Source organism: Citrobacter sp. MGH103 (assembly GCF_001034475.2).
Lineage (GTDB): Bacteria > Pseudomonadota > Gammaproteobacteria > Enterobacterales > Enterobacteriaceae > Citrobacter > Citrobacter freundii.
This window is the reverse complement of record NZ_CP073043.1, coordinates 779,569-805,011: the sequence shown is the minus strand read 5'-3', so window position 1 is coordinate 805,011 and position 25,443 is coordinate 779,569. Positions and strand designations below refer to the sequence as shown.

At 52.0% G+C, this 25,443-nt stretch carries 21 protein-coding genes; 1 reads left to right on the top strand and 20 read right to left on the bottom strand.

Features of this window, described 5'->3' with window-relative positions:
- Positions 1 to 12: 12 nt before the first annotated feature.
- The 11 genes from SK33_RS03910 to SK33_RS03860 form a co-directional block, all read right to left on the bottom strand.
- A complete protein-coding gene (locus SK33_RS03910) occupies positions 13 to 2,382 on the bottom strand; it encodes a type VI secretion system Vgr family protein (RefSeq protein ID WP_048218585.1) in 2,370 nt (789 codons plus the stop codon).
- A gap of 295 nt (positions 2,383 to 2,677) precedes the next feature.
- Positions 2,678 to 3,325 (bottom strand): hypothetical protein, encoded by a 648-nt coding sequence (locus SK33_RS03905; RefSeq protein ID WP_003024432.1) that lies wholly within the window; start codon positions 3,323 to 3,325, stop codon positions 2,678 to 2,680.
- A gap of 76 nt (positions 3,326 to 3,401) precedes the next feature.
- Entirely contained in the window at positions 3,402 to 6,026 is a 2,625-nt protein-coding gene (gene tssH / locus SK33_RS03900; protein ID WP_048218586.1) for a type VI secretion system ATPase TssH, read from the bottom strand.
- Positions 6,027 to 6,188: 162 nt separating this feature from the next.
- Positions 6,189 to 6,680: a type VI secretion system tube protein TssD gene (gene tssD / locus SK33_RS03895; protein ID WP_003024437.1), complete on the bottom strand. Its 492-nt coding sequence runs from the start codon at positions 6,678 to 6,680 to the stop codon at positions 6,189 to 6,191.
- A gap of 16 nt (positions 6,681 to 6,696) precedes the next feature.
- Entirely contained in the window at positions 6,697 to 8,352 is a 1,656-nt protein-coding gene (locus tag SK33_RS03890; protein WP_048218587.1) for an OmpA family protein, read from the bottom strand.
- Positions 8,353 to 8,355: 3 nt separating this feature from the next.
- Positions 8,356 to 8,997 (bottom strand): type VI secretion system protein TssL, short form, encoded by a 642-nt coding sequence (tssL, locus tag SK33_RS03885; protein ID WP_003024441.1) that lies wholly within the window; start codon positions 8,995 to 8,997, stop codon positions 8,356 to 8,358.
- Between the two features lie 5 nt (positions 8,998 to 9,002).
- On the bottom strand, positions 9,003 to 10,340 hold the full coding sequence (gene tssK / locus SK33_RS03880) for a type VI secretion system baseplate subunit TssK (RefSeq protein WP_048218588.1): 1,338 nt from the start codon (positions 10,338 to 10,340) through the stop codon (positions 9,003 to 9,005).
- Positions 10,341 to 10,363: 23 nt separating this feature from the next.
- Positions 10,364 to 11,893, bottom strand: coding sequence for a type VI secretion system contractile sheath large subunit (tssC, locus tag SK33_RS03875; RefSeq protein WP_003024445.1), 1,530 nt, complete (start codon positions 11,891 to 11,893; stop codon positions 10,364 to 10,366).
- Positions 11,894 to 11,958: 65 nt separating this feature from the next.
- Positions 11,959 to 12,456, bottom strand: coding sequence for a type VI secretion system contractile sheath small subunit (gene tssB, locus SK33_RS03870; RefSeq protein ID WP_003024448.1), 498 nt, complete (start codon positions 12,454 to 12,456; stop codon positions 11,959 to 11,961).
- A gap of 466 nt (positions 12,457 to 12,922) precedes the next feature.
- The gene (gene gss, locus SK33_RS03865) at positions 12,923 to 14,785 is read right to left on the bottom strand and encodes a bifunctional glutathionylspermidine amidase/synthase (RefSeq protein WP_003024450.1); all 1,863 of its coding nucleotides are present in this window, start codon (positions 14,783 to 14,785) and stop codon (positions 12,923 to 12,925) included.
- A 153-nt stretch (positions 14,786 to 14,938) separates the two neighbouring features.
- Positions 14,939 to 17,227, bottom strand: a complete 2,289-nt coding sequence (locus SK33_RS03860; RefSeq protein ID WP_003024453.1) for an FdhF/YdeP family oxidoreductase — start codon at positions 17,225 to 17,227, stop codon at positions 14,939 to 14,941.
- A gap of 217 nt (positions 17,228 to 17,444) precedes the next feature.
- Between SK33_RS03860 and yghU the strand changes: the two genes are divergently transcribed.
- Positions 17,445 to 18,311 carry a glutathione-dependent disulfide-bond oxidoreductase gene (gene yghU, locus SK33_RS03855; RefSeq protein WP_003024455.1) on the top strand — a complete coding sequence of 289 codons (867 nt, stop codon included), beginning with the start codon at positions 17,445 to 17,447 and terminating at the stop codon, positions 18,309 to 18,311.
- Between the two features lie 88 nt (positions 18,312 to 18,399).
- Here yghU and hybG read toward each other — a convergent pair whose 3' ends face one another.
- From hybG to SK33_RS03810, 9 genes are all read right to left on the bottom strand, one after another.
- Positions 18,400 to 18,648, bottom strand: a complete 249-nt coding sequence (gene hybG, locus SK33_RS03850) for a hydrogenase maturation factor HybG (RefSeq protein ID WP_003024459.1) — start codon at positions 18,646 to 18,648, stop codon at positions 18,400 to 18,402.
- A 30-nt stretch (positions 18,649 to 18,678) separates the two neighbouring features.
- Positions 18,679 to 19,020 carry a hydrogenase maturation nickel metallochaperone HypA gene (gene hypA / locus SK33_RS03845; RefSeq protein ID WP_003024462.1) on the bottom strand — a complete coding sequence of 114 codons (342 nt, stop codon included), beginning with the start codon at positions 19,018 to 19,020 and terminating at the stop codon, positions 18,679 to 18,681.
- Positions 19,013 to 19,501 carry a hydrogenase-2 assembly chaperone gene (hybE, locus tag SK33_RS03840; RefSeq protein WP_003024465.1) on the bottom strand — a complete coding sequence of 163 codons (489 nt, stop codon included), beginning with the start codon at positions 19,499 to 19,501 and terminating at the stop codon, positions 19,013 to 19,015. Before hybE ends, hypA begins: the two co-directional genes overlap by 8 nt.
- Entirely contained in the window at positions 19,494 to 19,988 is a 495-nt protein-coding gene (locus tag SK33_RS03835) for a HyaD/HybD family hydrogenase maturation endopeptidase (protein ID WP_003024473.1), read from the bottom strand. The genes hybE and SK33_RS03835 overlap by 8 nt, the downstream gene beginning before the upstream one ends.
- Positions 19,988 to 21,691 (bottom strand): hydrogenase 2 large subunit, encoded by a 1,704-nt coding sequence (gene hybC, locus SK33_RS03830; RefSeq protein WP_003024476.1) that lies wholly within the window; start codon positions 21,689 to 21,691, stop codon positions 19,988 to 19,990. Before hybC ends, SK33_RS03835 begins: the two co-directional genes overlap by 1 nt.
- Positions 21,688 to 22,866 carry a Ni/Fe-hydrogenase cytochrome b subunit gene (gene hybB / locus SK33_RS03825; RefSeq protein ID WP_003024479.1) on the bottom strand — a complete coding sequence of 393 codons (1,179 nt, stop codon included), beginning with the start codon at positions 22,864 to 22,866 and terminating at the stop codon, positions 21,688 to 21,690. The genes hybC and hybB overlap by 4 nt, the downstream gene beginning before the upstream one ends.
- The gene (gene hybA / locus SK33_RS03820; protein WP_003828357.1) at positions 22,856 to 23,842 is read right to left on the bottom strand and encodes a hydrogenase 2 operon protein HybA; all 987 of its coding nucleotides are present in this window, start codon (positions 23,840 to 23,842) and stop codon (positions 22,856 to 22,858) included. The genes hybB and hybA overlap by 11 nt, the downstream gene beginning before the upstream one ends.
- 2 nt (positions 23,843 to 23,844) lie before the next feature.
- Positions 23,845 to 24,963, bottom strand: a complete 1,119-nt coding sequence (gene hybO / locus SK33_RS03815; protein WP_003024486.1) for a hydrogenase 2 small subunit — start codon at positions 24,961 to 24,963, stop codon at positions 23,845 to 23,847.
- A 189-nt stretch (positions 24,964 to 25,152) separates the two neighbouring features.
- Entirely contained in the window at positions 25,153 to 25,440 is a 288-nt protein-coding gene (locus tag SK33_RS03810) for a DUF2623 family protein (RefSeq protein WP_003024490.1), read from the bottom strand.
- Between the last annotated feature and the right edge of the window lie 3 nt (positions 25,441 to 25,443).

Sequence of the window (25,443 nt, the reverse complement as noted above, 5' to 3'; positions counted from 1 at the left end):
ATTGGTCCTCCATCAACCCAGCGTCACTGTAGGGCTTTGCGTACCACCAGCAGCATCAATAGCTGTGGCGCAAGGATCCGGTAATTCTATGCTGGCATTTAATGTTGCAGGAGCCATTTTCTGAATCCCAATGCTCTTTACGCGTACATTACCAGGCGCCCCTACTTCTATTTCACCATCTTTAAGCCTGATATACGCGCCACCACAACTGAGTACTAACTCTGTCGCTGCGGTAATGATCACCTGCTCATCCTTACTGGCTATACTCAACGTTTTCTTTGCCAGCAGATCCATTGCATCTCCCTGCGCCTGAATTTCCACTTTTCCTTTGCTGGCGAAAATTTTAATTCCCATCCACTGAGCGAAAAGACTTATTGTTTCTTTCACACCAAGGCGGAATTTTTTAGCGACACTGACATCCGTGTCCGCTCCGGAGGTTACAATGACATTCTCACCTGATGAGAGTTGGATGCTGGCAGGAGTCACCTGCGCAATGCCAGCAGGAGCAGAAAAAAGTAAAGCCTGTTTCTTGAGGTCTGTCATAGACTCCATTAACAATGCTTTTTGCCTCTCGATATCAGCCAGTTCTGCTTTCGCTTTTTCTGCCGCAGAGTGAATACCTTTCGCATCCTGAAGCGCAGCTTGTAAGTTAGCTACTGCTTCATGCATATCTAACTGCAAACCTCCAGCTAATTCCTGGCGATCGGCACTGATAAAGATCCCTTTCCCAGCCCGAATAGCTCCCCATTGGTCTGTACGCAGTTCAAACCCCTCGCCCCGCAGCGCACGCTGTGCATCCACATTATGCCCCAGGTTCAGCTGCGTCTTGCCGCCGTACTCGGTGCTGAGCTTGACGTGCTCCTCGCCCCGTTTGTCTTCCATGCGCAGCTTGTTGTTCGCGGGTGTGCGAATGACGTTGCGGGTGTGGTTTGCCTGTGTCACGTGGTCAGGATGCCGGGAGTCGTGCAGCGCGTGGGCTATATAGGGCCGGTCCGGGTCACCTTCATGGAACGCCACCGCCACTTCTGTGCCCTGTATCAGCGGGAAGTGAATCCCGTAGGTGTCGCCGCCGTAGGGTTTGGCCAGGCGCAGCAGCATGCTCTCGTAACCCTGCTGTTTGCTGTCCTGGTCTGCATCGAACTTCACCCGGTACAGCCCCTCCGCCGTCTGATGCGCGTAGATATCCCCGCTCTTCGGGCTGCTGACCCGTGCCGTCAGCGTGCCGCTAACCTTCGGTCTTGCCTTCAGCGCCGGACGCCAGCACTGCGTCTCACTGTACGGCACCGCCGCCAGCGTTACCCTCAGCGCATCCTTCCTGCTGCCGCTGAACCCGGCCCGGATGACCACCACCGGCTGCTGCAGCACGCCCGGCAGCGTCGACGGCACGCTGTTGTCCGTTATCGTCAACACCTGTCCCGGACGTAACCCCGCATCCGTGCTGAAACCCGTTATCAGCGTCTGCTCCGCCAGAAAACGCTCGTGGTCCAGTCGCGCCCAGAAGTTCCCGGTTTCCGCCGCCGGATCGAATGCATCCCCGGTTTCAAGATGGCGCGGTTTGTAGTGATACACCTCGCCATAGCGCATTTCCTCGCCTTCGCCGCCGGTGATATCCGCCCTCGCCGACTGCAGCACCTTCTGCGCTTCGCGGTGGTTATAGTCTTTTGTCGTCACTCCCGCCGGTGCCACCTGGTGCAGAATGTTCAGTCCCCAGACGGAGTCCGCCCCGCTGTCGCTCATTCCTGACGGGCTGTTCAGCGCCAGCCGTTTATCAAACTCATAGGCGCTCTGCTGGTCTGCAAAATGCACCACTTCCGTCCGGGTGTCCGGCTGCAGCGTGAAGAAGTAAAATATCCCCACTTCCGCCAGCAGACGCTCAATAAACGCCAGGTCGCTCTCCTGGTACTGATTTATCTGCTCACGCTTCGGATAACTCTGTGTCAGCGTGAATTCATACTCCCAGCCATGCAGGGCGTGCTCCTGCAGGATTTCACTCACCACTTCCGGGACCGATTTGTTTATGAAGAAGCGGTGCGTGCGGAACTGTTTACCCAGCAGGGAGAGATAAGGCTCAATGATGATTTCATGGCTGACCTGGTCGCACGACCCCGTCAGACGCCGGAAATGGGTCACCACGCCGTGGACGAATTTCACGGGCAGGGCATGCAGTAATTCCCCGCCTTTCATGGTCAGCAAAGCCGGTTGGTTCAGGAACATACCGGCAGTCAGCTCTGAAGCGCTGCAGGTAAAACGGACTGAATAATGGTAACGGACGCTTAACTGCTCCAGCCCCTCAAAACGTTCCACATCCAGTTCATGCGGGCATGAAGAAACCGATAAACTGTAGCGGTTAAGCGTGGGCCCTGATGCTATTTCCATATTCATAGCGTTAACTCCGTTTAATAAACTATAATTACGCGTTTATAAACCATAATAAAAACTGAATAAAACAGTTTTCCATTAAATAAAAATCACAGATAATCATCCCAATTACTACGTACGTGAGGCCAGCCAAATTTCATCATAAAATACCCAAAAACAATCAATAAAAAACCTCCCGCGCCCCATAAATATCTAAATCCATCGTCAGAAATAAAGAAGAACCAAATAGAAAAGGCAATACCAAACATACATAAGATATTACCAGCCAGATATGAAAAATAATACATTAAATATCTGGCTATTTCTCTAAACTTCCCAAGCCGTCCAGAAAACATTGGCAAACCTCATTAAAAAAAACTAAATTTGCATTGTGAAATTCAATTGCTTTTTCAAAAGGTGAAACAAGATCTTCTATCAGAAAATAAAGCAGATCCAGGTCCCCCATATCTTTCAATTTTTGATAATGACCTGGACTCCTTGCAGCCAGATAGCGAGATGTATAGATTGCTCTGGATACTTCCGCTCCCAGCGTAAGAAGCGAGCCTATAGCAGCACCTGAAAAAAATGCCGTGACTAGCCGATTAGAAATAACAGCCCCAATTTTAACGCCAGTTAGCTCTGAGAAAATCATCCTTCCAGCACTATTTCCAGCTATTTTTTCTGCCATTAAAGCAACATCCAGTCGAGAAGAAAAATCATCAATAAAAACTCCAACAACCTGATCTACCAGCTCCTTATTAAATCCCACCTTATTAATAAGTCTGGCAAACCTGTATTTGTCATCTTCATTCGCTCTGCGATGTTCTGTGTCCATAAAATCATAGGCCAAATACCCCATACTAACAGGAAATGATATAAGCCCTTTTACCAAAGCAGCAATAAATCCAGAATCATCAACATTAATAGCTTCGAGCATATCTTTTGCAAGATCTTTAGCACCATCCATATTTAGTCCTTTAGCGCAACGCATATCCCGATACAAAATAAAACCCAGCGCTAGTCTTTTCACTGGGTTTTATTTTTCACTTGCTATCAAATATCAGTTCAATTCCCTCTTCATCACGCCAACTTAAAGTAAGTTGCAGAGGTTTTTGCTGCCGGGAAAGATACGTTAACAACTGCTGGCTGAGCACTGGCAAGATTTGTTGATTCAGCAGGCTGTCAATATTCCTCGCCCCCGTATCCGGTAGCAGGCAAGCGGCGGTCAGGGCATCAAAAAGGTTCTCGGATATCGTCGTGGTGATACCGTAGTGGCGCTGCAATCGCTGGCTAACCTGATCCAGCTTCATTTGTACAATGGTGCGCAGCGCTGGTTCACTGAGCGGGTGATAGATAATGGTCTGGAAACGTGCCAGCAGCGCCGGCTGAAAATGGTCGCGCAAAAGCGGGCGCAGTAGTTCATGCAGATCGGGCTCTGCCGCTTCCGGCTGTTCTTCCAGCAGCTGCATCACGGCATCGCCGCCAAGATTGGAGGTCATCAAAATAACGGTATTGCGAAAATCAATTTCACGGCCTTCGCCATCGCGCATGAAACCACGGTCAAATACCTGATAAAACAGGTTCATGACGTCGCGATGCGCTTTTTCGACTTCATCCAGCAGTACCACGCTATAGGGGCGCTTTCGCACGGCTTCGGTCAGGATCCCTCCCTGACCATAACCCACGTATCCCGGAGGCGAGCCCTTGAGCTGGCTCACGGTGTGCGGCTCCTGACATTCAGACAGATTAATGGTGATCAGCGATTTTTCACCGCCAAACAGAATCTCGGCCAGCGCCAGCGCCGTCTCCGTTTTCCCGGTACCGCTTGGTCCGGTAAGCAGAAACACACCCTGCGGGCCGTTTTCCGGCGTAAGACCCGTTTTTGATGCGCGCAGTCGTTGCGCGATGGCATTCAGCGCATAATCCTGCCCGACAACGCGTTTTCCCATCTGAGTTTCAAGCGTCAGCAAGTCTGTCTGGGAGTCCTTCATTAATGAAGATAATGGTACACCAGTCCAGTCGGCGATCACCGTTGCGACAGTGCGCGCGTCTACATCCGGAAACAGTAAAGGATGACCCTGCTGAAGCACACTAAGCTGCTGCTGCAATTCAACCGTCTCCGCCTGACGGGAAATATCACGGCGGCTGGCCAGCAGTTGCTCAGTGAGCGCTAATTCCTGACCGTACTGGGTTTCGCGTTCATCTAACTCGACAAGCAGACGATTTTCATGCTGTTCAATGCTGGCCAGCCTTTCACCATGCTGACCATTTCCTAGCGCGAGATCGGCAAGCAACGCCTGCTTTTCAATTTCAAGCGCAGTTATCTCCGACTTCAAACGCGTCAGTGGTTCCGGAACGGTATCAAGGCTCATCCGCACTCTTGCGCCTGCGGTGTCCAGCAGGTCGACGGCTTTGTCGGGTAATTGCCGCCCAGTAAGATAGCGGCGAGAGAGCGTAACGGCGGTTTTAACCGCGTCGTCGGTGATGTGAACGCCATGGTGTTCCGCATAGCGTGATTTCAGACCGCGCAGCATTAAACAGGCAGTATCATCATCCGGCTCATCCACTTTCACCATCTGAAAACGCCGCTCCAGCGCAGCATCACGCTCAAAATACTGTTTATATTCGCTCCATGTGGTCGCCGCAATGGTTCGTAATTCTCCTCTGGCCAGAGCGGGTTTTAGCAGGTTGGCTGCGTCTGCGCCTCCCGCCTGATTACCGGCCCCAATGATGGTGTGTGCTTCATCGATAAAGAGCAAAATCGGTATTGGTGATTGTTGAACGGCATCAATGATATTTTTCAACCGCTGCTCAAACTCACCTTTCACTCCAGCCCCCGCTTGAAGCAGCCCAAGATCCAGCGTGCGTAACGTCACCGCTTTCAGGCTATCCGGCACGTTACCTTCCGCAATACGCAGCGCCAGCCCCTCCACCAGAGCGGTCTTGCCGACGCCGGGTTCCCCAACCAGAATGGGATTGTTTTTTCGCCGACGGGACAGCACATCCACCATTTGACGAATTTCATTATCGCGACCAAATACCGGGTCGATACCGCCGGCATGCGCTTTCGCGGTAACGTCCTGCGTAAATTTATCGAGCACGCCTTGTAATGCTGGCGACAACATCGATTCAGCCGGTCCAGGACGCGGTTCATCATCAAAGGAAACCTGCGCCAGAGCGGCTTCTTGCTGTCTTTCCGGCCGCTCATCAGACTGGACATTTAATAGCGGCAGGAGGCGTTCCAGTTGAGTATGTCCTGCGCTCAGAAGAGGCCACAGGCCATCGCACTTCAGCAATGACGGCTTGCCTACCAGCGCCATCAGCAAGTGCACACCCCGTATCTGCGAATTTTCATCCGTTGCGGCGCATAGCCACGCTTGTTGCATTAAAGAAAGAAGCGCATCAGACAACTGCGGGCGGCTTTTCACGGAACGAGGCTGAACATCCAGATGCGCCAGCAGCGACTGCCAGAGATTGTCGATATCCCATTCATAGCGACGAGCGATGACGGTAATATCGCCCTCCCCCTGCTCAAGCAACTTCAGTAACCAGTGTTCAGGCGTGATTTCTGCATGCGCGCGCGTCTGGCATAACGATGCTGCCGCTTCAAGCGCCTGAGCGCAGTAGGGGTTGAGACGACGTAATAACACTGCTGACTGGTGTTCCATTTGGTTCCTGACTCCCTGTATTCAGGCATGCTACCGCCCGTGGCCGTAATCCAATGCCCATAAGGTAATAAGTGACGTTGATACTCTCTGCTTAACCCCCACTCCGGACGCTCAGCAGAGGGCATAAAAAAACGGATGAGGAAATCCTCATCCGTTAGTGCATTACGCGGTGGTACGCTCGTTCCAGGCGTCAGAATGGATAATGTTGCCATCCTTATACGTCCAGACGATCTTCTCGTAGCGCAGTTCAATCTGCTCCAGGTGGTTGTGCTTCTCTTTAGCCGGATCCTTGATGTCGTACATCACAGGGTTTACTTTCACCACTTTCACGTTGTGCAGAGTGGTGTTGAAGTATTCCACTTCCTGACCCGCATCATTAATGCGATACCATTTGAACTCTGCCTGGCGTAGGGTCTGACCGGTCGTTACAGCCTTATACAGATACGGGCTGGAGGCATCGATTTCCTTCGTGAAAAGGAATGGGGTATGGATACGCGTCCCGGTCAACTTACCGGTGTTGTTATCGGTAGGGATGTACAGGTTATGTTCCTGAGCCACTACTTCGATACTGCCCACACGGTCTTTCACGTCAACAGAGCCTTTGATATCCGCACCGCCGTCGTCTTTCAGCCAAAGGTAGACTGGAATTGCCATAACTTTTTCTCCATTTTTACTTCGCTAATGCGTCACCGCCTTCCGGTGACGGTTCCTTCATTCCCGGTACCCGACAGGCATCAGCCTGCGGTACCAGACTGATCTCTACACGGCGGTTGGCAGCCCGACCCTCCGGCGTATCGTTGGTTTTGTAGGGACGTGATTCACCGTAACCCTGAACGGCAAAGCAGCTCTCTGCGACGTCACCGGTATCACGCATCCAGTCGCGAACAGATTCCGCACGTTTGAGAGAGAGCTGTTGATTAGATTTATCGTCACCCACATCATCGGTATGCCCGGCGATGACTATCAGCCAACCGGGTCTGGCTTTGATATTGACCAAAGCTCGAATGAGTACTTTTGTTGAACCCGCTTTTAGCGCCCATTTGCCCGTATCAAACAGCGACATGCTGTTGAGACGCACGGTTTGCGGGGAGATCGCTTTTGGTTTTTCAGGTGGCAACCAGTCGCTGATTGCGGCCTGCAAAGGTGGGATCAATCTCATCCCCTGGTACAATCCCATTGAAAGAGAAAGGGGTTCGCCGCGCTGATACCAGCGATCAAGCCGCTGCGCATCCCGACGAAGTTGATCCTGAGCCTGAATCTTTGGCTCGACAGGATTGCCGCTAAGATGGCGGTATAGCGTCAGATGATCGTTTGTGATCCTGATGAGATGCTGGTTATTGATAAAGCTGCATGCCATCGCCAGTCCGACAAAAATGCCGCATAGCAGACCACTTATACCCAACGTTCGTTGAAATGCTGTCAGCGCCCGGCGGCGGGATAAAAAAGGCAATGCTAAATCAGGAAAAGGCAGCAGTTCGGACGCTGCAGAAACCGCAGGAGAAATCGTTGTCCGATCGGTGATATGCCGTTGCCACAGATTATTTTCACAGACCGCTAATGAGGTGAAACACACAACCCGTAAAGCAGAGAAAAGTGGCGGAACATGGCGCTCGGCGTCGCCCTGCTCCTTCTTCAGCCAACCCAGTAAAGTATCTAACCACACTGCATGTGTAAGATGAGAATGGCGAGCAGAGTGCTCTTGCGATGAGAAAGGAACACAATCATCTAATCCTGTAGCCGACTGCACTTCAGCATCCTGAGGGGTGCGAATAAACCAACGTACAGTCTCATTGCATTGAGGAGAATTCAGCCAACAACACAGCCAAAATGGCGGTATACCAGATAACCAACGCCGACTCTGGGTCACCACCCGCCGCCAACTGAGCAGCATGTGCTTAAGCGCATCTTCATCATTATGCCGTTCCGGGATTAACGCCAGCATCACGGAGACACGCATAAGAAGCCCCGGACGCTGCACAGCTATCTGACGAACCAGAGCACTATAATGCTCTGGGGATTGAACAGATAAATACCAGCCCTGTGAACTCTCGCAGGAATCGCCACGTCCGGCAAACAAGGGGGCAGTATCGCCACATACCAGCACAACAGGCCCACTGAAACTCTCTGGAGGGAGCGGAACGTCATGAGCAGACGTCAGCCGACCATACTGGCGCCAGCCATAAACGATTCCAGGAATGGAAAGCAGTAAAATAAAGACGGTAAGACCACTGCGAACACCTGCACTTAACGGACTGAATCCCCAGACCAGCAACAAAGCCAGCACGGTCGCCAGTACATAGTTCACGATCCCTCGCAACTGAGCCATGTCTTAACCCTGCCCAATAAGCTGAGCAATCTGCCCTTGTAAGACATGAGAAAATGTGAGCCATAAAGCACCTAACGCCAGCGCGCCGACAAGCCATGCCAGCCACCAGCGGCGCTTACCGCCAGAGAAGCCGGAAGCCCGCATAATTACCGGCGCATCGTGCTTTAATTTAAAAGGCATCGCCTGAGTCGCCAGCGCCTCAAGAACATCTTCGCGACGTTCGTCACCTTGCTCACGATAGCGCCCCACAAATCCGAGCGTGATTGCGCGATAAAAGCAGGTTAATACGGCGGTATCAGGAACGGGCTCGCGCAGAACGGTGCGAATACGCTCCCAAAGTTCTTCCCCGGCATTGGTGGTGTTGAAATAGCGGGCCTGTAAAGGTGTCGCAAGCCAGGTGATATAACCGCTATCCTGACGGTTGCGGTTCAACACGCTTTCATCCAGTAATGCACATTGCGTATAGAGCATGTGCTCAACGCTGTGTTCGCTGTATCCCATATCACGCAAGGCCTCACGTGCAGAATCAATCCATTGGCAGGCCTGGCGATAGAAAGCAGCCCCATCGTCAACTTCCGGCCCATCGCGTAATTGGCTTACAGCAAGCCAGGTTGGCCAGAACACCTGATCAATATCCTTATTCATTTATTTCAATCCCTTAATACTGCAAAGAGCTCAAGTTGAATCTCTCCCAACGTTCCCGGCACATAGAAAGCGCAATTACCGGCGTCCAGCATGGACTGGGCGGCTGGATGATTAATCTCAAGAGCAAAATATTGATTTTCCAGTCGTAGTGGGATAGCGGCGGGTACATGCGTCAGCGGTTTTAATGGAATGCCGCTGAGTGCCACATTGACGACATCTGACACATCAGCCCGACTTCCTGCTTTACACAGCTGTGGAAACTGCGTCAGGAGGACATGCGCAGGAAGAGGCGAACGAACGGAAAGATAAAAATCAGCGCCTTCACGCAGCCGTGCATCCGACAGAGCGCCATACCAGAACTGTCGCTCCTGCGTCAGTTCAATCGCGACAACGCGAGATGGCAGGCTGGCTTCCAGTAGTTCCACCAGCAGTGCAAACAGTGGCGGGAATACCTGCTGCGGATTTGCGTGCTGGTATGGAGGTACAACGCTGACATCATTTTCTAATGAAAAGGTCAGCAGGCTGCCGGCTAACCGCGCCAACTCCCGCCACAAAAGCTCGGGGTGACGACCTGGGTTTTGCAGCATTTCTTTCAGAACAGGCTCTGAGCTATTAAGCGCATTCAGCAGCCAAAACAATGAAACATCTGCTACCGCAAAATCCGCCATTCGTTCATTACTTTCACGGCGCAAGGCCATCAGACGGCGGCAACGGGCCTGGATACGGTGTACCAAATCACCGAGCGAATTGATTAATGAGGGGCTCGCTGAGAGTGAAAGCGAGGGTGGTAAAAAATCGTGCCCTAATTCCCATTGCCCCTGAGCATTACGAATAAGGCAAGCTACCGGACAGGTGAGATAAGCGCTGTTATCGTCGTGGGCATACCGGAGGGTAATAGCATGCCGCAGCACCGCCATATCAGTCTGCTCCTGGCCTGCGAGATCCTGCACTGGCAGCCATTCCTGCTGCCAGCGACACGGGCGGCTAACGCCGTTGCCTGATGAAAGGTTACCGCCATTAGCCGAAAGCAGCGGCAATGCCAGCACGATATCAACGCTGTTGTAACCAGTAAGGTGCGATAAATCACACGCCGGAGGCAGGTTATCTGAAATACCTGTATCCACTAACGTACCGTCAGGGAAGCGCACCACCAGATTAACGGGATTCAAACGGGAAACCGTTAGCGCACTTTCGTCAAACTCCGCGCTGATGACGCCCCACGGTGATGAAAGTGACATGTGAGCCACAACGTCAGCGACATAGGCATCCCAACGAGTCTGTTGCTGAAACTGCTGGGGAGCCAGAAAGGCCTCCTCGCTCCATAACGGACGATAGATCTTCATCGCACCTCCTGTGCGCTGCGTCGTTAAGATTTCGACTTAGGCATTTGTGAAACTAACGACAGACTGACGTCCATACCTTCAACCTGGAAATGCGGAATAGCGTACAGGCGCACGCGGAAGAAACCGGGGTTATCCTCAATGTCCTCCACCACGACACGCCCATCACGCAGCGGGTGTGATGCCTGTAAATCATCGCCAGGATCGGTCATTTCGGTTACCAGACTGCGCAGCCAGTTGTTAAGTTCAAGCTCAAGCAGACGGCGATCTTTAGTCGTGCCAATGTTTTCTCGCTGCAGGATTTTCAGGTAGTGAGCGATACGAGAAAGCAGGAATATATACGGCAGACGTGAGTTAATCCGACTGTTAGCCGTCGCTTCCGGAGTATCAAACTGTGCAGGTTTTTGAGCCGAGTTAGCAGAGAAGAAGCAGGCGTAATCACGATTCTTATAATAAGAAAGCGGAATAAAACCGAGGTTGGCGAATTCAAACTCGCGGGTTTCCGGAATCATTACCTCAGACGGGATTTTCACCTGATTACCTGTACCTAAATCGTACAAATGGATAGGCAAATCTTTAACCGCGCCGCCCGCCTGTGGCCCACGGATCTGGACGCACCAGCCATTCTTGATAAAACTTTTCACCATGTTCACAGCGAAAGAGAAAGAGGCACTGGTCCACAAATATTTTTCGTGATCCGGCCCCTTAACTTCTTCAACATAGTTAAAACTGCGTACCGGCACCGTATCTGGGCCATACGGCAGGCGACCCAGCACACGCGGCATAGTCAGCCCGATGTAGCGTGAATCATCGCTATCACGAAATGCTTTCCACTTGATGTATTCAGCACGTTCGAAATAATCATTGATGTCTTTTATGGCCGCGACTTCTTCCATATTTTCTTTCAGGAAGAATTTCGGCCCCACGGCACCAATAAACGGCATATGGCAAGCAGCCGACACGCCAGAAATATTGCGCAGCAGTGCAATATCCTGCGGACTGTTATCAAATTCGTACGCTGAAATCATTGCCGCAATGGGTTCGCCGCCTGGTTGATCATATTCTTCAATATAAACATGGCGGTATAACCCACTCTGGATAAGCTCCGGCGCGTCGTCAAAATCATCACGCAGCGCATCCTTGCTGATATCCATCATTTCTACACGGACATTTCGGCGAAAATCGATGCCGGTGATCATCGAATGCAAACCACGCCAGAGCGATTCTTGTTTTTGAAATTCAGCATGGTGCATAACTTCATTAACCTGGTCGCTAATTTGCTTATCCAGGCGAGCAATCTGCTCATCGAGCAGCGTTTTATCCAGACGTTCCAGGGGCTGCGCAGCATCCGCCAGACATGAGACCAGAACCTGAATCGCAGCGGTCACGCGTTCAGCCGGAGCGGCATCAGATAGCGCTTCATCGCTCTGCCACGCATCGACGTTTTTTAATGTCGAAACCGGGGCAAGATTAATTTTGTCAAAGAGGGATTGATAAACGCTACGTTCACTGGTCGTGGTGGTCGCGACTGAAGAGGTATGTTCCTGAACAGACATCAACATATTCCTTTTATGATCCTTTACTATTCCTGCCGATTTAGCGGAGGAAACCCTGTATAGCCTTAAATCTCTTCCGGCATCATCGTTGCCAGTTCATCACGCAATTCCTGACTCAAGTCCGGATCTTTAAGGATGATTTCCAGCTCGCGACGAAAAGCGGCGTTATCGAGTAAGTTAGATTTCAGGTCACGCAGTAAGTTACGCATAGCTAACAAAACGCGTAATTGTGGGATATTTCTTGCGACCTGTTCGGGTTCGAAATCGCGGATATTTTTAAAGGTAAGGTTAATATCGTCCTTTCTGTCATCACCAGCCAACGTATTTTTAACACTCAAATTAACCACTGGTGAGAACTTAGCTAACACATCATTAAAATTATTCTTATTAATATCAACCTTTTCGCGCTCCGATAATGGTCGTTGTTCTCTACCATTACTGAAATCCCCCACGGTCAAAAGTTTTAACGGCAATTCAACCTTTTTTTGCACGCCTCCGGTATGTAAATCTAACTTAATATTAACGCGTGCTGTCGGCACTTCATTCTGAAAACTGTCACCCATACGTCCCTCTCAGACCGGCGATTCCTGCCGATATTGTGCATTTCCTGACGGAGCATTTTCTAATCACTCAACGTGTTTCTTACAACGTCATTTCTGTGGGCAGTCAATAATGACTGTTAATGACAATTAATGATTATAATTAGTACGCAGTCGGAATCCGATATATTCCACGGGAGAAAACTTGATCGATATCACTAATCAGCCAAATAACACATTAGTGTTTATTATTTAAAATTAAAATCAATAAAATATTTATCTGATACAAGCGACGAAAATTAATCATTGGTGAATATATTCATTAAACGAATGCATTTAAGTTATAAGACATTAATCTTAAAAATATTTACGCTCTTATATATACATCACGAAACTTATTTAAAGTTAACCAGCACCAATTTAACTATAAATAAAAAAGCCGGAGATATACTCCAGCTTTTCGTATTTCAATCAAGAACATGCCAAAAGATTACTCTTCCTTCACCACAATCAGCGGCTCGATATCGCTCTCTTTCTTAATCACCAGCGACTCATCGCCGCGCAGGCAGGTACCGCCGTAGTTACCGCCTACGGTGAAGGTACAAACCTGAATATATTTACCGGCAATGTTTGGCAGACACCAAAGCTGCTGATAAATGTTCTTCTGCTCGGCAAACTTACCGCTGGTTTTATCCAGTAGCTCTTCCTGATGGCTCACCAGATCGATGTTGCTGCCACAACGTCCTGCAATGGGTTTCACCGCATAACCGGTTTGTGCCAGCTCTTCATTAACAGTGAAATCGGTATCAAGCAGATAGCGGTGGTGCGGGAAAAGCTGCCAGAGGATTGGCAATATCGCTTTGTTGCCTGGGATCACCGTCCACAGAGGTTCGAAGACCAGCACTTCCGGGCGCAGCAACACGTCGATTAAACGCACTTCCTGATTCGTATGCCCGGTACGAATTGGTACCGCGGCGTACTCCGTTTCGCTGACCTCTCGCACCTGCTCAATCGCGGTTTCCCACGCCCAGGTTTTCCAGACACAGTTCACCAGGCGGCCGTCACCGTCAATCAGTTGACCGGCATCATCCCAACGTAGCTCATCGAGGCCACGCAGAATTTTGCTGTCAAACCCGGCCTGACGCAGCGCCTGCTGCATAAACTGCGCGTGATAGTTTTCTTCGATATCCTTATCCTGCATGATGTGGACAAACGGACGTGCGCGGCTGTGCTTCCAGGCACCCGCCAGTTCGTTGATCAACCCTTCAGCCGGGTTGTGTCCCTGCCCTGTGTAACCACGCTCGGCCCATCTTTCGAGAATCAAGCCAGCTTCGGTATGGCACGAGGCGGAATCGGCGTTGTACTCATACACCTTCAGTCCACGTTCATCCATACAGAAATCCATACGACCCGTAATCATATGATGCCGACGACGCTGCCAGGAAAGGCGCAGGCGCGGCCAGAGGATTTTCGGAATATCGAACAGCGCCAGCAAGTTATCGTCTTTCAGCACCTTGTCGGTCGCGTGCAAGTACATCAGGTGCAGCTCGTTAGTGGCTTTGATCAGCTCCTGCTCGGCACTTTCGGTAATGGTGAAGTACTGATGCGGATCCTGATTAATCACATGCCCATTCGCCAGCACGTAGGCTTTTTGCAGCGGATCCTGTTCATCCAGCCATTTACCGTCAAACTGCCCGTTATCTTCCAGTCGCGCGCCGCCAATTTTCAGTGAGTCACTGGCGATCTCCGGCTGCGGCAGGCTGTAACGAGTATCCTCGGTCTGGATCATCCAGCCAAGGATGGTGGTGTCGTCAAAGGTATCCCTCAGGGTGTAGCAACCGTTTTCAACCACCATCTCCAGCTCGCGGGTCCACTGCTGTCCGGGAGGCAGCGGCGTATGGAGCACGTTCTGTTCGGCAATACGGATTTTGTTTTCCAGCAACTGGGTGACGACCGCCACATGGCCAGTATCTTTAAATTCGCCGCCTTTTTGCCAGATAAGCAACGCGCCTGCTACCGGTGCGCGGGGTGAACCATTGGGAAATGCCTGTAACGGCAGGATATTGTCATTCACCACTTCACGTAGGAAGCGTAAGGAGAAGATCTCCCAGGCCATGCCTACATCGGTGAAGACCACGCCATAGTTAAGGAAGAGAAAGCGGCGTGCGAACTCTACGCACTGCCATTTGTGGCCCATGTATTCGTCGTCGATATAGCTGCGAAATGCCGCATCATCGTCGTAGTCCCGTGGGTCGAGGGAGCTGTAATCTGAAGAGTAGATTGCTACGCCACCTGGGGCGTAGCCCAATAATGTCCCGAATGGGGCATCCTGACTGGTCGTTCCTTTGCTCATGCACCTTACCTCAAAACAATACAGCCTGAGCAGGTTGGCGTGAATTTTTCGCTCTGATTGCCTGCTCTGCGACACTAACCGGACAGAGGTCGACATCATCATACACCTCAACGCAGCGACTGGCGCTCAGAGGCGAAAAATTCACAACAGGAACTACACCTGGGTAAGGATTACCGGCACGCTTTTATAGGCCGGAGTCAAACTTTGTGTATCCACCGCCTCCAACGAGAGCAGGACATTCGCTTCAGGCAGATACGCGCCAATTGAGCCCGCCGCCATGTTGTAAATCACCACCGTTAAGCCGTACATGATGCGATCCGCGCAGGGCTGACCGTTGTCGTCCAGCGCCTGAACGTTGACCACATCACCCTGGCTCAGACCGCGGCTCATCGCTTCTTCGACGCTTAAAAACACCACATCCCGACGACCGGTAATGCCACGATAGCGATCGTTCATACCATAAATCGTGGTGTTGTACTGATCGTGGCTGCGTAGCGTCGCCAGTATCAGCGTATCGGCAGGCTGATTTTCCCGCTCTACCGCCCGCTGATGGCTGACGATAAAGTTGGCTTTGCCATTCTCCGTTCGCCATTCACGGCGCGAAGCAGGCGTATCCATACGAAACCCGCCCGGTTCAGCAATACGGGCGTTGTAGTCGTGGAACGCCGGGATCACGGCTTCAATGGCATTACGGATCAGCGCGTAGTCCCCGGTCAACGCTTCCCAGTTTACCGGCGAAAGCGGCAGCGTTGCGCGCGCCATGCCCGCCACAATCGCGGGCTCGGATTTTAGCCAGCGGGAAGCCGGCTTCAGCGCGCCACAGGACGCGTGGACCATCGACATTGAGTCTTCGACGGTCACAGACTGAATGCCCGTAGCTTGCAGATCGCGCTCGGTTCTACCCAACGCGGGGAGCAAATAGTTGTGTTTTGCCAGCAGCAGGTGTGATCTGTTCAGTTTGGTCGCCACATGGACCTGCAGATCCAGCTTTTTCATCGCCGCAAAGGTACGCTGCGGCTGGGGCATCGCCACCGCCAGATTGCCACCCATGCAGATAAGTGCTTTTACGTCTCCGCGCTCAATGGCGCGAATACTCTCCACGCTGGAACGACCATGTTTGCGCGGAACACGGATAGAAAAATACGTCTCAAGGCGTTGCAGGAAATCTTCGGACGCCGCTTCGTTGATCCCCACAGAACGATCGCCCTGCACGTTAGAGTGACCGCGCAACGGGCAGATCCCCGCCCCCGGCTTACCTATATTGCCTTTCAGCAGCAGCAGGTTTACCAGTTGCTGGACGTTCTCAGTGCCGTTTTTATGCTGGGTGATGCCCAGGCCGTAACAAACAATCGTGGCGCGGGATTTACTGTAGCTGTGCGCCAGATCTTCCATCTGACTGCGCGTCAGACCCGAGTCCTGTTCCAGCTCCGCCCAGCTACGCTGGCGTAAGTCATCATACAACGCGGCATATCCAGCGGTATGCTCTTCGATAAACGCATGATCGAGCGTCGGCTGCTGATCCAATAAGATCCGCGCTTCGTCCATTTCGATTAGCGCTTTCATGATGCCTTTGAGCAGCGAAGCGTCACCGCCCATTTTTACCTGGTAGTAGTCGTTGCTCAGCGCCGTCGCCTGACCGGTGAACATCTCTTTCGCGCTTTGCGGGAAGCTAAAGCGCTCAAGCCCCCTTTCGTTCAGCGGATTAATGGAGATAATTTTAGCCCCGCGTTTGGCAACGTCGCGTAAGGTGGTCAGCATGCGCGGATGGTTAGTGCCAGGGTTATGCCCGATACAAATCACCAGATCGCAGTGGTCAAAGTCCTCAAGTTCAACGGTTCCTTTTCCAAGGCCAATGGCCGGCGTTAACCCTGCGCTGGTCGGTCCGTGGCACATGTTTGAGCAATCAGGGAAGTTGCTGCTGCCATATTCGCGGGCAAACAGCTGATACAGGAACGCTGCTTCATTTGACGTTCTGCCGGAGGTGTAAAACTCAACCTGCTGGGCTGAATCATAACTGCGCAGACGCTCGCCGATTTCCTGGAAGGCGATATCCCAATCCACCGCCTGCCATGTGTCTGACGCGGCATCGTATTTCATCGGCTGCGTTAAACGACCGATGTTTTCCAGCTCATAATCGCTGTAATGCCAGAGTGTGGAAACCGGGTGACGGCTGAAAAATTCTGGTGACGCTTTCTTGTTGGTTGTCTCCCAGGAAACCGCCTTAACGCCATTTTCGCACAGCTCCATCGGTGCCCGATGGCCAGGGTCCGGCCATGCACAGCCCGGACAGTCGAACCCTTTCACCTGGTTCATTTTAAACATCGCGATAATATCGCGGGCGACAGCCTTTTGCGAAAACAGCGAAGCAGTGACGGCTTTTACCGCGCCCCACCCACCCGCCGGGCCCTGATAACCGCTTACTCCTGGAACACCCTTTTTCATTATTACTGCTTATTCACCGCCAATTTTTGATGGTGAATACGGTAGCAATTTCCGTGCAACAATGATTTCCTCTTCATGGAGTACGGGCCAGGTACAATGAACGGGTTAGATTTATCTTCCCCTTTCAGCACAAAACGGCATAAAGTCCCAATCTGTTAAATTGAGTTCTACCTGGCTGCTACACTGCATCAAACAACCACTCAGAAGGCAGGTCACTATGTCAGACAATACCTATCAGCCCGCGAAAGTCTGGACGTGGGAAAAATCGAACGGCGGCGCATTCGCCAATATCAACCGCCCTGTTTCCGGCGCTACACACGAGAAAACGCTGCCGGTTGGCAAGCATCCGCTGCAGCTCTATTCGCTGGGTACGCCAAACGGGCAGAAAGTGACGATTATGCTGGAGGAGTTGCTGGCGCAGGGCGTGAAGGGCGCGGAATACGATGCCTGGATTATCCGCATCGGCGATGGCGATCAGTTTTCCAGCGGCTTTGTTGAGGTGAATCCGAACTCGAAGATCCCGGCACTGCGTGACCACTCGCAAAACCCACCGGTTCGCGTATTTGAATCTGGCGCAATCCTACTCTATCTGGCGGAAAAATATGGTTATTTCTTGCCGCAGGATTTGGCAAAACGTACTGAAACGCTAAACTGGTTGTTCTGGTTACAGGGTGCTGCCCCGTTCCTCGGCGGTGGCTTTGGTCACTTCTATAATTATGCGCCGGTTAAAATTGAATACGCGATTAATCGCTTCACCATGGAAGCCAAGCGCTTACTTGACGTGTTGGATAAACAGTTAGCGCAGCATCAGTTTGTCGCCGGAGATGAATACACCATCGCCGATATGGCAGTCTGGCCGTGGTTTGGCAATGTGGTTCTGGGTAACGTGTACGACGCGGCAGAGTTCCTTGATGCAGGAAGCTACAAGCACGTGCAGCGCTGGGCAAAAGAGATTGCGGCGCGTCCGGCGGTTAAGCGTGGTCGTATTGTGAACCGTACCAACGGACCGCTGAACGAGCAGCTTCATGAACGCCATGACGCCAGCGATTTCGATACCCATACCGAAGATAAGCGCCAGGGTTAACGTAAGATGCCGGATGGCGGCGCAAACGCCTTATCCGGCCTACATATAAGGCGCGGGCCTGATAAGCGCTGCGCCATCCGGCATAAAATCACGCGCTGGTGACGTCGTACTCCATACGGCGAAGTGCGTCTAACGTGGCTTTAGCTTCATCTTCATCAATGATGCTCATGGCGAACCCTACGTGCACCAGCACCCATTGCCCGACCAGCTCAGCCGTATCACCTTCACAAATCAGGGCAATATTGACATCACGTTTGATGCCGCACACTTCAACCTGCGCAAGCTGGTGAATATCTTCACCAACGGCCAGAACCTGACCAGGGACTCCAATACACATATCTGACTCCGCCCCATAGCAACCTATGGGTTATTCGACTTCAATACTTTTCACTTTCAGTGAATCGCCCGCATCAACTCGCAGACGATCCCCCTGACAATGTGGACACTGCGCATCATGCTGGGTGATTTCCACAACCTGACTGCAATCCCAGCACCATGCCTGGGCTGGCTTGTAATCAATATGCAGCTCACACCCTTGCGCCAGCGTCCCCTGACAGACGATGTCGAAACTGAAACGCACGGCGCTCTCTTCAACGCAGGAGAGCGCCCCGATTTCCAGCCAAACGCCGGTTACACGTTTGACACCGTGCTGCTCTGCCTGCTGTTGAACAATCTCAACCGCGCTCTGACAAAGGGACAGCTCATGCATTTTCGCAGTTCCGACGACCCAGCAGCAGCGCGCGGCGATTGAGCTGCGGCGCATTTGGATCGCTCACCGGCAGCGATAACAGCATTCGCGCACAATCGTCAGTCAGGCGCACTCCTTCTTGCGCAGACATGCTGTGCGAAAGCGGCGACATCAGTGAACAGGAAAGGTATTGTGATACGCCCTCCAGTTCACCAACGGTAAAGGTCATCTCGCCATACGGCAGACGCAGCCCGATTTTTTCGCTGACTTTACGTACCGGCCAGACCTGGTCTGGTCCAGGGAAAATCAGTGCGCTGAGCATCCAGGGTGTGATAACACACCCCGTCCACTGCCCTTCAAACAGCGTAAAATCAGAGACATATACCGGCATATTCGGATGCAAGAAAGAGAGATCGTGCATCGAACGCCGGGCAACCTCTTCAAACGCTGCCTGAATCTGCATCTTCGGGGCCGTCTGAAAACCGACAAACTCCTCAGACATGAGCCGCCTCCCGAGGGATCGCTTCAACACCTGATTCGCGAAGCGCAGCAAGAACCTGCTCAAGTGCAGGTTCAATCATCGCTTCGACCGTTGGCGTTAGCCCGATATGCGGCTCCAGTGACTCCGGAATAATGCCGACTAACGTCAGCTTTTTCGGAAACTCTCCGGTGAAACGCAGGGCCGACAAAACGTCGGCCAGGCCAAGCTGGTGCGGTGAGATTTTGTTGGTAAACAGCGCCGGGATCTCTTCATCCCGCAGGACCATCATCGTTCCTGGCGTGTTTTTCTTCGACACAATGGCGTCAGCAATGATCAGATGATCTCTGTTCGCCATATCGCCGAGAAGCTCCATCCCAGCCGTACCACCGTCCAGAACATCAACAAAGTCTGGCAGGATGTACCGTTGCTCTAATGCCTCAACGATACGTACTCCGATGGCTTCGTCGGTCAGCAAAATATTGCCGACCCCTAAGACTAATATCCGCATTACAGAACCTTAACTGAGACCACTTCGTTCCCGTCAACGTCCACCACATGCACCGCACATGACATACAAGGATCGAAGGAGTGAATGGTACGAACCACTTCCAGCGGTTTGTTTGGATCGGCAATCGGCGTACCTACCAGCGAGCGCTCATACGGTCCCACTTCATCATTAAAGTTACGTGGGCCAGAGTTCCAGGTTGACGGTACAACCGCCTGGTAGTTGCTGATAATGCCATCTTTAATCACCATCCAGTGAGACAGCATACCGCGCGGCGCTTCGAGGAAACCAACACCTTTGAATTCGCCCGTTGCCGGAATATCCGGTTTCACGAAGGTGGTGTGGTCGCCTTTACCGATGTTCACGATCAGCGCGTTGTACTGATCCTGCAGAACGTTCTGCAGTTCACAGCAGTGAACGGTACGGCCAATAATACGACCCAGCGTAGAGTGCAGCTGAGACACTTCGATAGTTTTACCGGTCAGCTTGGTGTAAATCGCGATGATTTCATTCAGCTTGGCATGAGTAGACTCACGTTTGGCCGCCAGTTTACACAGCATGTTGGCCAGCGGACCCACTTCAACCGTTTTACCGTAGAAGGTCGGTGCTTTAACCCAGGAGTACTTGCCGTCATCTGACCAACCGGTGTAATCAGGAACCGTTGTACCTTCCCACGGAGCCTGCGGCGCTTCGTCTTTGTACCACGCGTGTTTCGCACTCTCCTGAATCCCTTTGATCAGGTACTCATCGGAGTGAGAGGTGATCGGACGATAGGTCGACAGATCTTCATTAGTAATGTAACCACCCGGGAACAGGAAGCTGCCGTTTTTACCGTCAGTCGGGAATTCCGGCGCACTCAGGTAGTTAACCGCGCCCTGACCACGTTCCAGCCATTCAGGGTAGAACGCAGCAATGACTGCGGTATCAACCTTGTAAACCTGCTCAACGAAGTCGCTCAGCTTATCAATGAATGACTTGATGTACATCAGGCGTTCAAGGTTCAGCACGCCAAGACCGTCGAGGTTAATCGGGTTAGCAACCCCACCTACCGCCAGGTTCTGGATGTGCGGCGTTTTACCGCCCAACAGCGCCACAACGCGGTTGGCATCACGCTGGCATTCCAGCGCCTGCAGATAGTGAGCGACCGCAATCAGGTTCACTTCCGGCGGCAGCTGCATTGCCGGGTGACCCCAGCAACCGTTAGCAAAAATGCCTAACTGACCGCTGGCAACAAGATCTTTGATCTTGTTCTGAACCTTGGTGAACTCTTCTGCGCTGTTCAGGTGCCAGGAGGACACGCCGTTCAGCATGGCAGATGCTTTCGCTGGGTCAGCTTTCAGGGCAGAGGTGATATCCACCCAGTCCAGCGCAGACAGCTGATAGAAGTGAACAATGTGGTCATGCGTGGTGTGCGCGGCCAGAATGATGTTACGGATATACTGTGCGTTCACCGGAACATCAATATTCAGCGCACTTTCTGCTGCACGAACGGAAGAGATAGCGTGAGTGGTCGTACAAACGCCACAGATACGCTGCACAATCATCCAGGCATCGCGCGGATCGCGGTTTTTCACGATCTCTTCCATGCCGCGCCACATGGTGCCGGAAGCCCATGCTTTAGATACCACGCCATTTTCGATTTCGCAGTCGATGCGTAAATGACCCTCAATACGGGTTACCGGATCAATAGTAATTCTCTGGCTCATGCTTTGCTCGCCTCATGACGATTTTGATCGTTTTGTTTTAAAGGAGGAAGTATCGGCAGTAGACGAATGAGTACGATGTATGCACAAATCTCAATAGCCACAAAACCAATAGAAATCAACAGTTCTTCCCAGGTCGGGAAGTAGTGGTAGCCACCACCAGGATTGAACGCCACCAGCGAATAGGACAGACGCCATGTTGCACAACCCAGCAATGCGCTCAGCGCAGACAGATACAGCATGCGCGAGTCATTACGCAGCTTAGTGACGCGCAGCACCACCAGCGGGAAGACCATCAGCACGACCTCAAGCCAGAACATGGCTGAGTAGAAATCGCCTGCAAACGCATACGACAGCTTGTCGCGATAGATCAGTTCGCCAAAGCGCAGAACCACGAAAATCGCCAGCAGCACGCTGATGGTGTTCGTCAGCTTGATGAACAAACTTTTCTCGTCCGGACCGTTACCTTTCAGCCCCGCTTGTACCAGTGAGCCTTCAAAGATGACGATCGAGAAGCCCATAATAAAGGCGGTTAATACCGAGAAAAGCGGCAACATTTCATAAGCTTGCCAAAGCGGATGCACCTTATAACCCGCAGAAATCATCAATGAACCCATTGAAGACTGGTGCATGGTTGGCAGCAGCGCGCCGAGAGCAATAACAAAGAACATCACTTTATTCAAACGCTTGAGAGAAACTTTCCACCCCAGACGTTCAAACAGAGCCGGAGCAAATTCCAGCGCCATGATGCCGATATAGATGGTCATACAGACCGCCGTTTCGAACAGTACCGAATTCACGTTGAAGTGGCCCGGAATGTAGAAATACGGCAGGTTCCAGTAACGACCGACGTCGATGGTGATTGACAGACCACCCAGCGAGTAGCCAAACAGGCTCGCCAACAACGCCGGACGTACCAGCGGATGGTATTGTCCTCTGTTGAAAACATACACCGCCCACGCCAGCGCCCAACCGCCGCATGCAAAGCCAGTACCAATCAACAGGTCAAACGCGATCCATACACCCCATGGGAAACCGCCGTTCAGATCGGAGACTGAGCCCAGTCCGAAGACCAGACGTTTCACGATCAGGAGCATACACAGGACGATAAGCGGCCCAAAAATAATGACCGGTTTGCTGATTATTTTTCCGCCCAGCGGTTTAGGATCATGACTCATGATCGTCTCCTCCATCGTGATGGTCGTTTTTCGTGTTACGACGAACCAGCACGGTTAAGCCCGCCAGCGCAGCCAGGGGTAATATCATGCCCTTGTACAGGGAATGTTGAACATGTTCGGAACGCGCACCAGTTGAAAGATCATCCAGCTTCGGCAGATCCAAATCCTCGTAAGGAACACCCGTCAGCACCATAACCTGCGTACCACCACCTTCTTTCTCACCGTACAGGTGTGGGTAGTACTTCGGTACCGTATGCAGATAGGTATCGCCTGCTTTCACCGTTTGACGCGGATAGTGGTATTCGCTGCCAGGCTTCAGCGCGAGACGTTTTTTCGCCTCAGCCATCAACTCTTCACGGGTACCAAAAATCACCGCACCGGCTGGGCACACTTCAACACAACCCGGCAAACCGCCTTTGTCCAGACGCTCAACGCCTTTCTGGTTACACAGTTCACATTTGTGAAGCGCACCAAACGGGTTGTTGTAGTCGTACTTAGGCACGTTGTACGGGCAGGCGACCATGCAGTAACGACAGCCCGTGCAGACGTCCTTGTCATAATGGACGATGCCGGTTTTCGGATCTTTCTTCAGCGCGGAGACCGGGCAAACGGAAACGCAGTTCGGATCAACACAGTGCATGCACTGTTTCTTGATGTATGCGTAGCCATTTTCTTCCTGGTCTTTGTTCACGCCTGTTCCGCTACGCCACACCTGGATGATGTTATTGGTATACGGAGACAGTTTGTCGTTGTTCGACCAGGTTTGCTCGCCTTCCGGGTTACGGGCCGGGAAGTTGATATCCTGACACTTGGTGACACAGGCCTGGCAGCCTACGCACAGCGTCGAGTCATAGAGCATCCCAAGAGAACCCGGGATCGGCGGACGGTTTTCTGCAGCCGCATGACTGATGGACGGCGCTGCGCCCAACAGCAATGCCCCGCTGGAGGCTGCTTTAATAAAGTTACGTCTGTTCACGGTTATTCTCCCCGTGAGTCAGCGTTATCTTTCTTTTGCTGACGCCCCAGTTCACGTACCGCCATCACGCTGACGCCGGCAACCAGTCCTACTACGCCACCCAGCAGTCCAATCGCTCCGGCAGATACATTACCGCCTTCTTTCATATTGACGTCAGGCTTCTCGGAACGCGGCGTTTGGTTTTCCACATGAGCAAGCTGGTGAATACCTTTATGGAAACCGACGCCTTCTTCGTTACAGCCGTAGCAAGGGTGACCAATAGCCACCGGCCACACGCCGCCAACGTCGCAGAATTGCAGCGTTGAACAGTTGCCGTAGGTTTCTGGCCCTTTACAGCCCAGATGGTAGAGGCACCAACCTTCACGGTGGCCTTCATCGCCAAACTCTTTCGCAAAACGACCAGCATCGAAGTGCGGGCGACGTTCGCAGTGCTCGTGAATCAAACGGCCATAGGCGAATGTCGGACGGTTTTTGGTATCCAGCTTCGGCGGCTTACCGTAAGTGATGATATGCGCGACCGTTGCGAGGAAGTTATGCGGGTTCGGCGGACAGCCGGGGATGTTGATGATGGTTTTGCCTGGCAGAACTTCTTGCAGGCCGACGGCACCCGTTGGGTTAACGCCAGCGGCAGCAACACCACCCCACGCGGCGCAAGAGCCGATGGCAATGATAGCGGCTGCGCCTTCTGCGGCCCGGCGGATGTGATCCACGATCGGCTCACCGGCAACCATGCAGTAAATGCCATTATCTTTCAGTGGGATAGAACCATCCACTACCAGAACATATTGCCCTTTGTACTTCTCCAGAGCGTTATGTTTGTTCTCTTCAACCTGATGGCCGAAGGCGGCAGAGAGCACCTCATGGTATTCCAGAGAGATTGTCTCCAGAACGAGGTTTTCCACTGTAGGGTGTGTCGCGCGAAGCAGCGATTCAGTACAACCCGTACACTCCTGGGCACCAATCCAGATAACCGGTGGGCGCTGAGGACGAGAAACTGATTCGGCCATTTCTGCGGCGGCTTTGCTACTGAGCCCCATGGTAGCGGCCAGTGCTGCACAAAGCTTCATGAAATCACGGCGATTAATGCCGCTCGAATTGATGAGAGAGTTATCTCCAGTCATTTTATAGTTATTCCGTTGCGAAGACCTGGCTTTTTATTTTGCACCATTCGCATGTTGCATATTGCGATCGGCGCGCCATTACCACACTTTTTATATGGTTATGTGCGATATATTACTTCGACGGAGCAACAAAACGAAGGTGTTGGTCAATAGTGTAATTAATTAAAGCAACGGAATACCCCTTTCGGATCAAGCTTCGAGCCGATAGCCAGCCATGAAAAACCGAATTGTCGTACTGGACTGGTTCTCTTTAAAGAAATCCATCACCATCTCTTTATCCAGGCCATAGCGGCGCGTGAGGATGCCCGCCTCCCACGCACTAAGTTGTCGATCGCCCGTTTTTTCAAACATGCGATGTGAAAATCCCAACACAAAACCACGCTTATAATCCGCACAAAAATTCGCCACTGAGCGTGCGCTGTCCGCACTTGAGGCGTTTAATCCGGCCATCAGGCCTTTTCCAAAATGGTTGTCCATGCA